Source organism: Winogradskyella sp. 266wxhm (genome assembly GCF_058964685.1).
Map to the genome: position 1 here is coordinate 1,352,722 of NZ_CM179559.1, position 10,070 is coordinate 1,362,791.

At 34.2% G+C, this 10,070-nt stretch carries 5 protein-coding genes; 4 read left to right on the top strand and 1 reads right to left on the bottom strand.

Annotated features, from left to right (window positions below; translation table 11 throughout):
* Positions 1-43 precede the first annotated feature (43 nt).
* The 3 genes from AC2H4K_RS05895 to AC2H4K_RS05905 all read left to right on the top strand — a co-directional run bounded on the left by AC2H4K_RS05895 (position 44) and on the right by AC2H4K_RS05905 (position 7,890).
* Positions 44-733, top strand: a complete 690-nt coding sequence (locus AC2H4K_RS05895; RefSeq protein ID WP_281140344.1) for a LytR/AlgR family response regulator transcription factor — start codon at positions 44-46, stop codon at positions 731-733.
* 180 nt (positions 734-913) lie between these two features.
* Positions 914-4,960, top strand: coding sequence for a phage tail-like protein (locus AC2H4K_RS05900; RefSeq protein ID WP_281140345.1), 4,047 nt, complete (start codon positions 914-916; stop codon positions 4,958-4,960).
* A 209-nt stretch (positions 4,961-5,169) separates the two neighbouring features.
* Positions 5,170-7,890, top strand: coding sequence for a beta strand repeat-containing protein (locus tag AC2H4K_RS05905; protein ID WP_281140346.1), 2,721 nt, complete (start codon positions 5,170-5,172; stop codon positions 7,888-7,890).
* Between the two features lie 169 nt (positions 7,891-8,059).
* Here the strand turns inward: AC2H4K_RS05905 and AC2H4K_RS05910 are convergent, their stop codons facing one another.
* Positions 8,060-9,484: an aldehyde dehydrogenase family protein gene (locus tag AC2H4K_RS05910; protein WP_281140347.1), complete on the bottom strand. Its 1,425-nt coding sequence runs from the start codon at positions 9,482-9,484 to the stop codon at positions 8,060-8,062.
* A gap of 260 nt (positions 9,485-9,744) precedes the next feature.
* On the opposite strand from AC2H4K_RS05910, the gene AC2H4K_RS05915 reads away from it, so the two are divergent.
* Positions 9,745-10,002 (top strand): hypothetical protein, encoded by a 258-nt coding sequence (locus AC2H4K_RS05915; protein WP_281140348.1) that lies wholly within the window; start codon positions 9,745-9,747, stop codon positions 10,000-10,002.
* The last annotated feature ends 68 nt before the right edge of the window (positions 10,003-10,070 follow it).

Sequence of the window (10,070 nt, forward strand, 5' to 3'; positions counted from 1 at the left end):
AAAATTCAGCATCAAACTATTTTAACCTTTTAAAATAAAACATTTGAAATCTTTAAATATATACATTGTAGAAGATGAGCCAATAATAGTTTCTACTATAGAGGTGGCTTTAAGAAAACAAGGCTTCTATGCTGTTGGTGATGCAGAAGACTATCATACAGCACTTAGAGATATAGAATTATTAAAACCCGATCTAACACTTATTGATATTCAAATAACTGGCGAAAAAGATGGTGTAGATTTGGCTAAAGCTTTAGATCAAAAGAAAATACCCTATCTATTTCTATCCTCGCAAACTGATCCAAGTACTATAGAACTTGTAAAACAAACAAACCCTCTTGGCTATATTGTAAAGCCTTTTACGGAAACAGGGTTACGCACCAATATTGAACTTGCCTGGCATAATTATAATCAATCGCAACAGCATTTCATAACGATAAGACACGAAGGAAGATTTCATCGTATAAATGAAGAAACCATAAAGTACTTAAAAGCTTATGACAACTATTGCTATATAGTAACTAATACAGAAACTTTTCTTGTACCTCACACTTTAAAACATATTTCCGAAGAACTAAAAGGTGATTTCTTTCTAAAATCACACCGTTCTTATGTGGTTAATTTGAAACATATACATAGTGTAGACAAGAATTCTCTCTTTCTAGATAACGATTCCATCCCTTTAAGTGCGTCTCAAAAAAGCCTAGTTACCGAAAGGTTGAAAAGCATATAATTTGGTTGTATTGTTTTCACTAAAAAAAATAAGGTTTTCACTAAAATCAATACGTTAGATTGCCTCTAGCAAACTAATTTCACATAGCTATTAATCAGTTATAATGTCTTAAAATAACTTCTCTACTGCAATTTATTTTGCATGTTATTTCTCAGACAACAGACTCAAAAACATAAGGCTATGAAGACAAAATTATTATTCTTTGCTTTAACCCTATTTTATTCTATTTCACTTTTTTCACAAGTCGGAGTTGGCAATACCAATCCGCAGGCTAGTTTAGACATTTCAGCAAGCAGTACTACAACTCCTGCAAACAATGATGGTATTTTAATTCCTCGCATGAGCAATTTTCCAGCTTCACCTGCAGCAGCACAAGATGGTATGTTAATCTTTTACACAGGAAGCGGAGCTTCTGGTAAAGGCTTTTATTATTGGAATAGCACCACTTCTACTTGGGTATTTCTTGCTTCAGGAGCAAAAAACACTTTAGATGAAGCCTATGACGAAGGTGGTGCTGGCAATGGAAGGGTTATAAATACCACTGATGGTGCAGTAGAACTAAGAAGTGGAAATGATTTTTTATATATAGATGGCACTTCAAACACAACTGATAATAAAGTAGGTATTGAAGCAACATATGAAGCAACTGGTGCTGCAATTCTAACAGGAATAAACCAAACTTTTGATTCATCATCTAACACATCACCAGGTAGAACAACTGGTATAATTCAGTATTTCACAAACCTTCAAAGAGCTACATCAGGATTATCTAATAGTTTCTCAAACTATTCCTTACCAAGTGGCCAAAATATTTATGGTGTACAAAACTATTTTAATTCGGGCTCATTTCCTTTTGCCTACGGATTTTTAAATACACTTGCACCAGCATGGACTATAAATGGTAATTTTGTTGGATACAGAAATAGTATTGAATCCGGAGGTACTGGATACAGAACAGGATTTGAAGCCTATATGGGTGGTACAGGTACAGGCACTAAAAAAGGTTTAGACGTCAATATAATTACAACTGCAGGTGGTACTCATTATGGTGTTTATTCAAGTGTTCTTAAAACAGGCAGTTATTCTGGTTACTTTTTAGGTGATGTATATATAGGAACAACGGGAAGCAATGGCTATAATTTACCTTCTACCGATGGCACCACTAATTATGTTATGGCTACAGATGGTTCTGGTCAGGTAAATTTTGTTGATCCGTCATCGTTATTATCAATTAGCCATAATACTTTAGACCAAGCTTATGATGAAGGAGGTGCTGGTAATGGAAGAACTATCACTGCAGACAATGGAGCTGTAAGTATAAATGGTGAAGATGGTTTTGTGGTCTCGGGATCTTTTGGTAACGGAAACACAATAGACTCAGAAGTTACTGGTGCTGGTACACGTATGTTTTTTAATCCTAACCAAGCAGCCTTTAGAGCTGGAACTGTGTCGGGAGGGCAATGGGAAAGCACAAGTGTCGGTGATTATAGTACTGCTTTTGGTTATGACACAACGGCTGAAGGGGACTATAGCATGGCATTTGGCGATAATACTGCCGCAGGTGCATCACACAGTACTGCTTTTGGCTATTCTACAATTGCTGAAGGTGACTATAGCCTTGCCTTTGGAGAAACCACACATGCAGAAGGTGATCACAGTATTGCTTTTGGATCTAATACACACGCAGAAGGTAGTCTTAGCAGTGCTTTTGGTGCTCTTACATATGCATATGGCACATACAGTATTGCCTCTGGAAACCAATCTCAGGCAATAGGTGATTATAGTCTTACAGTTGGTCAACTGGCTATCGCAGCTGGTGCTTACAGTGCCGCTTTTGGTGCTAACTCAACTGCTGGCGGAGAATACAGTTTTGTGTTTGGTAATAATTCGAGTTCTCATGCTGACGCTGATTATAGTCTAGTCTTTGGTAATAGTTCATATGCTCAAGGTTATGCCAGTTTTGCTTTTGGTGAATCTGCTAATGCTTATGCAAATTTTAGTACAGCATTTGGAACAAATACTATTGCTAATAATGATTACAGTATTGCTATGGGTAGAAACACTTATGCTGCTGGAGTTAATAGTACGGCCTTAGGACATTCTACAATTGCTACTTCTGCTTATGAAACTGTAATCGGCCAGTATAATAATTCGTTGGTTTCTGGGAACATTACTACATGGCAAAGTGCAGACCCACTTTTTGTAATTGGTAACGGAACCAGTAGTAGTGCTGAAAGTAATGCATTAACTATTTACAAAAATGGCTTAATGAACATTAATGATGCCTACGATATGCCACTAACAGACGGTACAGCCAACCAAGTCATGGCAACTAATGGTTTGGGGCAAGTGAGTTTTGTTGACGGTGATTCGCATTTCTGGTCTCTTTCTGGTAACTCTGGTACAAATCCATCAACTAATTTTATTGGCACAACCGATAACCAAGAGCTTAGCTTTAGAGTTAATAATAATGAACACATGCGTCTAACTACTAAAGGACAATTAGAAATGATTAATGGCAGTAATTCTCTATTTATTGGAGAACAGGCTGGTGAAAATGATGACCTTGGAGACAATAGAAATACATTTATTGGTTACCAAAATGGGTTTTCTTCTGTAGGTAGCCAATATAATACGAGTATAGGATATCAAGCTATGTACAATAGCAATAATGCAACTTGTAATATGGCAGTTGGTAACCGAGCATTATATTTTAATACTAGTGGAAATTATAATACAAGTATCGGTTTTAGAACATTATATAATAATACTATAGGATCACATAATATAGGTTTAGGTGTTAACGCATTATATAATTCCCAAGAAAACAACAATAATATAGCAATTGGTTCCTATTCTCTCACCGATGCTAATAATGGTAATGATAATATTGCTATCGGATTTAGAGCAGGTGACTCAGATACTACATCCTCTCAGAATGTATATATAGGTACGGAATCTGGTGGAGGAGATGGTACAGCTGAAAGCAAATCTGGCAACGTTTTTATTGGTTATAATTCTGGATATAATGCAACAGGTGATAATAAATTATACATTGAAAACTCAAGCTCCAACGCACCATTAATCTACGGTGAATTTGATAACAATATTCTAAGAGCCAACGGAGAATTACAAGTGAATAATCCATCAGATAGTGGTTATGCTTTTCCTACTGCAGATGGTACTATTGGACAATTAATGGTAACCGATGGTTCTGGAGGTTTAACTTGGTCTGATGCCGCAGAAAGTAGTACCGCTAGTAATGGACTAACTGAAGTAGGTAACGATATAAGATGGGGAGGGGCACTTACCCAAGACACCAATATAACTTACGGTAATTTTGACACTCGCTTTAATCTAAATGGAAATGGAGACTTTATTATTCAAGATGCTGGAACAGGTAAATTTTCTGTACTTGATAATGGTGACACTGTTTTAGGTGGAGACCTATATTGGAGAGATGAAGATACAGGCGGTACAATCCTAGCCCAAATGCTAGATGATGGGGATGACGCCAGATTTATTCTTAGAGAAAACGGTAATATCTCAGTAGATTTAGATATGAATACTCAATTTGTATTTAATGAACAAGGTTTAGATAGAGATTTTAGGATTGAATCTTCTGGCAGAGCTAATATGTTTAGAATAGATGCAGGAGAGAATAATGTAGGTATTGGTGGTTTACCAGATATTGATCTTCATCTGTATCATGGTAATAATGGTGATGCCGACGGTATGAAATTAGAAAACATAAATAATAATAGTTGGTTCCGCATGTACGTTTCTTCTGGAACTGATGATTTAAGGTTTTTTTCTAGCAATCAAGGAACTACGATAATATCTAATATTAATGATATATCTGGTGCATATACAGCAACATCCGACAGAAGACTCAAAAAGGACTTCAAAAACCTCTATTTTTCATGGGATGACTTTATGAACTTACAACCATTAACTTATAAATATAAAGCAGATGATGAAGGTAAAAACTACATTGGAATGGTTGCCCAAGATGTGGAAAAAATCTACCCTGAGTTAATTACGTATCATGAAGATGAGGATATCTACCATATGGATTATAGTGCCACAGGTGTTATAGCTATAAAAGCCGTACAAGAACTTAAAGAAGAGGTTGAAACTCTTAAACAAGAAAACACAATCTTAAAAGAAAAACTAAAAAAACTTGAAACCCTAGAAGCAAGAATATTAGCACTAGAAAATAAATAGACCGTTTTCAAAAGATTAAACTGATAATTGAGAATTAGTAGCAAATTTCAATTATGTTTTTGAGACCCAAGTCCTAAAGGGCTAGGTCAAATTAGAAAAAAGCCGCAGTAGGGAGCGGCTTTTTTTATTTTAAAAAATCACCCAAAAGGGTGAGGTTACAAATATCTGTTTTACAGAAATTTACCACTTGCTATTAATCTCATGTCATTATGAAAACTATTTTTATCTCATTTGTCATATTTCTTACTACGCTAAGTAGTTATTCACAAACATGTATAACTAATATAACTCTAAACTCTCAAGCTGCTGTTGATAATTTTGTAGCAACATATAGTGGTACTTGTGATACTATTGACGGCTATTTACGTATCTATAACGGAGCCGACATTACAGATTTATCAGGATTATCATTTATAACACAGGTTAATGGTTATCTACAAGTATATAACTGTAATAATTTATCAAATTTAACAGGTTTGCAGAACATTACTAATGTTGGTAGTTATGTTAATATATCAAATAATGCTGTTATTAACACTATTAATTTACCCAATCTTAATACTGTTAATGGCGATGTATATATAAGAGACAACACTAATATTAACACTATAGACTTAAGCAGTTTGTCTTCTGGAGTAGATGATTTTTATGTAGAAGATAGTGACGTTGTCTCAACCTTATCTATTCCTAATCTTAATTCAACACTAGGAAATTTCGTTATTGGAGGCACCAATTTAACCAATTTAAATTTTACCAATTTAACAACTATTGGTGGGCAATTTTTCTTTTATAATAACAATTCAGTAACTTCTATAAACTTACCCAACCTTACCAGTGTAGGGACTATGTTTTATGTAAGATTTGCAGCCGCTTTACAATCTGTATCTCTAAACACGCTAGCATCTGCGCCAAACGGCATTTATATATCTAATGCATATGTTTCTGGTAGTACTGCAAACCCTACTTATTTGGTGCTAACTGGAGATACCGTTTCCTCATTAGAACTTCCAAGTATGGGTGCTCTTGAATCAATAAATATATACAGCGCTACAGCACTAAACACTTTAGACCTAAGCTCACTAACAACAGTTAATAGTTTTGTTAGAATTGATTCAGAGATGGCCTCTGTTAGTATACCAACACTTACTTCAATCGGTTCTTATATGAATATTACCAGTCCGAATCTTACGAATGTTAATTTTTCTGGTTTAAATAGTATTGTTGGTTCTATTGGAATTTCAGACATTAATATCACTACCAGTGCTACCCAAAATAATATAACAATTGCCAACATTAGCAATCCTCTTACTCTAGATTTGGGCAGCATAAATTCAGCTAATAATTTAAGTATATACAACACCAGTCTCACTGATCTTTCTGCTGTTTCGGCAGTAACTAATATTGCTAATGACTTACTGATTTATGACAATACGAATCTATCAGATGTTAGTGGATTAGCTTCAATATCTAACGTTACTGGAGATTTTCAATTAACCAATAATGCCATTTCCAACATAAGTGCTCTATCTGGTTTAACCTCGATAGGTGGAAATTGTGAAATTGGTGATACAGGATTAACCTCTATCAACTTACCAAATCTTACTACAGTTGGTGCTGGGTTATATTTACATGGGCCAAGCCTGATAAGTGCTTCACTTCCTTTATTAACGTCTACGGGTTCAAATGGATTGAAGATTCAAGATGCAAATTTTGGATATAGTTCAAGTGGCAACTTGATTATTTCAGATTTACCTAGTTTTAATAGTTTTGATGCTTCTAATATGTATTTTCATACCATAACCATTGATAACACTGGTCTAACAGATTTATCAGGCCTATCTTCCGTTACAGGTGGAATATCCACTGTAAACATCAGTGATAACGCTCAACTCGTTAGCTTAAATGGGTTAAACAACATCACAGGAATGGTATATGGATTTTCATTGACAAATAATAATTCGTTGAATGATTTATCTGCTCTATCTGGAATTCAATCTGGAAGTACAATGAGTGATATCTCAATTCAAAACAATGATGGTTTAACTAACTTAAATGGGTTACCGAATGTAACTTTAACTAACAATTCTGGATTTGTTTTAGACAACAATAATGCCTTAACTGATATTTCGGGCATGGCAGGTATTTCAGCAACACGAATATTAATTTCCGGCAATGACGCTTTAAACGACCTGACAGGTGTAGATTTTCAAAATTTAACAAGTGGCAGTTCAGCATCTTTAGAAATAGATGACAACGACGCATTAACGTCATTATCTGGTATTGCTAATACATCAAGTTTAGACGTTGGTCTAAATATTGAAGAAAATAATAGTTTAACGGACATTAGCCTTTTAGAAGAATTAATTTACTTAGGTGGTAGCTTAACAATAACCAATAACACTTCTCTAAACGAATGTTGTATTGTAAGAAACTTTATTGATGGAACATCTTACCTTGATGGTAACTTAGTCATATCAGGAAATGATACCGATTGTTCAGGAATACCTGCAATACTTGTTGGATGTGCTGTTTCACAAGCTGATGATGATGAAGACAACATAATTAACACCGAAGATAATTGTACTGATGTAAATAATCCTAACCAGATAGATACAGATGGTGATGGTATAGGCGATGCTTGCGATAATTGCCCAGACACCGCAAATTCAGATCAGGCAGACACAAATAACAATGGCATTGGTGATGTGTGCGAAAGTAGTGGCACAATAGATACAGGCTCTAGTGATGGTGGAGTTGGTATTGGTACTACAACACCTCATAGCCAATTAGAAATTGCTACAGGAGACGTCTTTATCAATAATAAATATAGAGGTATTATTATGAAAGCTCAGGATGGAAAATGCTACCGCTATCAACCAGGTGAAAATGGTATACTGAAGGGTAAAGAAATTACATGTCCAGATAATTAATATTACTAAGTTTAATTATTATCGTTTAGAGCAGTCATATTTTTCTATCAAAATCACCCAAAAGGGTGATACCATAATTAGTTTTTAATAGACATTTGTATCACTATTAACGTAGTATAGAAAAAATCATTAAAAGGGAATTTGCAGTAGGGAGCAATTCCCTTTTTTGTTAAAACCATTTTATAGTCAGTTTGGCCAATTTTTCTTTAAGATTGGAATAAGGCGGAAATAACAATTCCGTAATACCAAAGGTATGTTGTTTAACAATTGCTCTTCTGTTACTAAAAGCCTCAAAACCATAAACACCATGACTTTTACCAATACCACTATTGTTTATTCCACCAAAAGGTAAATTATGATTGGCATAATGAATAACGTTGTTATTTATACAAGTACCACCAGCTCTGGTATTTTTAATAATCTGCTTTGTCTTTACTTGGTTATTACTATAAATATATAATGCTAATGGTCTTTCTTTAGAATTTATATATTTTATAGCGTCTTCTAAAGTCTTATAAGTAACTATTGGTAAAATAGGCCCAAATATTTCTTCATGGAGCAAAGAAGATGCTTGGTTTAGATTAGATACTATAGTAGGTGATACATATTTAGTTTCGGCTTCTAGCGCTCCTCCTACTTCAATTTTAGCATCTAATTTTTCAGCATTTTCTAAATGGTCTTTCAAACGCTCAAAATGTTTAGTGGAAACGATTCTGGCAAAAGAATCTGAATTTTCAGGATTTTCTCCATAATAATGATTTAGCCATTTTTTACAAGATTCTATGAAGTTAGCCTTTAAACTTTCTTCTATAAGTACATAATCTGGTGAAACACATACCTGACCTGCATTAATAAATTTTCCCCATATAATTTTTTTAGCCGCTTTGTCAATATTTGCAGAACTATCAATTAATGTAGGTGATTTCCCTCCCAACTCAAGCGTTACAGAAGCTAAATGTTTTGCTGCTGCAGACATCACTATTTTTCCAACATTTGGAGACCCTGTGAAAAAGATATGATTGAATGGCAATTGTAATAATTGTGTTGAAGTCTCAACTTCTCCTTCTACCAAAGCTACCTCATCTTCCGAAAAAATATTGGCAACAATTTCAGACATAAGTTTAGAAGAATTCTTAGTCATCTCTGATGGTTTTATAATAACCGAATTACCAGCTGCTATTGCAGAAACTAAAGGACCAAAAGTTAAGTTGAAAGGAAAGTTCCATGGTGAAATAATTAAACAAACGCCTTTGGGCTCATATATATAATAAGAACTAGAACCTAACATTGATAAAGGTGTTGTAACACTCTGCTTGCGCATCCAATTACGCAAATTAGATTTTGCATGCTTTATTTCTCCTATAATTTGATAGATTTCTGTTAGTTCAGACTCTACTTTTGGTTTATGTAAATCCTTTTGTAACGCTTCTATTATTCTTTCTCGGTAAGTAACCTCTATAGCTGTTTTGAGTCTATTCAACTGCTTTAGTCTCTCTTTATAAGGTATAATGCCGACTTCAAGCTGTTTCGACTGCTGTTTTAAAAACAAATTATAGTATGGATTATCACGTAAATCGAAGTTATTATTGCTCATACCTATCTATTATTCAACACATTGCATTTCATCGATGATATCTGTAAAGCATCTCTTTTAGCCTGAAAACCAACGTTTTTACCTCATAAAAACAACGCTTTTAAAGGGCTGAGAGCTCATTTTGTGTATTTCATCGATGTTTTATACTTTCAGTTACCACTTATCTACACATCTCGGTCATTCGTCCAAAAGTTAGACCCTAATATTACAAACCGATGTTTCTTTGTTGTGAAGTTAAAACAAAATAGCTTCTTAAAGTCATGAAAAAAGTTTTATTCATCTTATTATTCTTAACAACATCTGCAGCAAGTTTCGCACAACAAGATACTGTTTCTAATAACGAAACTGAACTTGTTTCTACTACAGTAGAAAAAGTAGAAGCTAAAAAAGTTTCAATTTCTGCAGAAGTTAAAGCAACTGTAATAAAACTAAATCATAAGAAAAGTAACGAGATCATAAGTATTAAAGCTTACAGAAAAAGTCTTCAACTAAAAATGAAAACTATTAAGCTTTGTTAATCCAATCATAATAAAGAATAAAAAAGCCGAAACGTTTGTTTCGGCTTTTTTGTTATGGTAAAGTTTCT

What these genes read in the sequence shown, in the direction of transcription:
- AC2H4K_RS05900 (WP_281140345.1), top strand. Translation starts at nt 914, where the DNA reads ATGAAGACAAAATTATTATTCTTTGCTTTAACCCTATTTTATTCTATT.
- AC2H4K_RS05905 (WP_281140346.1), top strand. Translation starts at nt 5,170, where the DNA reads ATGAAAACTATTTTTATCTCATTTGTCATATTTCTTACTACGCTAAGT.
- AC2H4K_RS05910 (WP_281140347.1), bottom strand. Translation starts at nt 9,484, where the DNA reads ATGAGCAATAATAACTTCGATTTACGTGATAATCCATACTATAATTTG.
- AC2H4K_RS05915 (WP_281140348.1), top strand. Translation starts at nt 9,745, where the DNA reads ATGAAAAAAGTTTTATTCATCTTATTATTCTTAACAACATCTGCAGCA.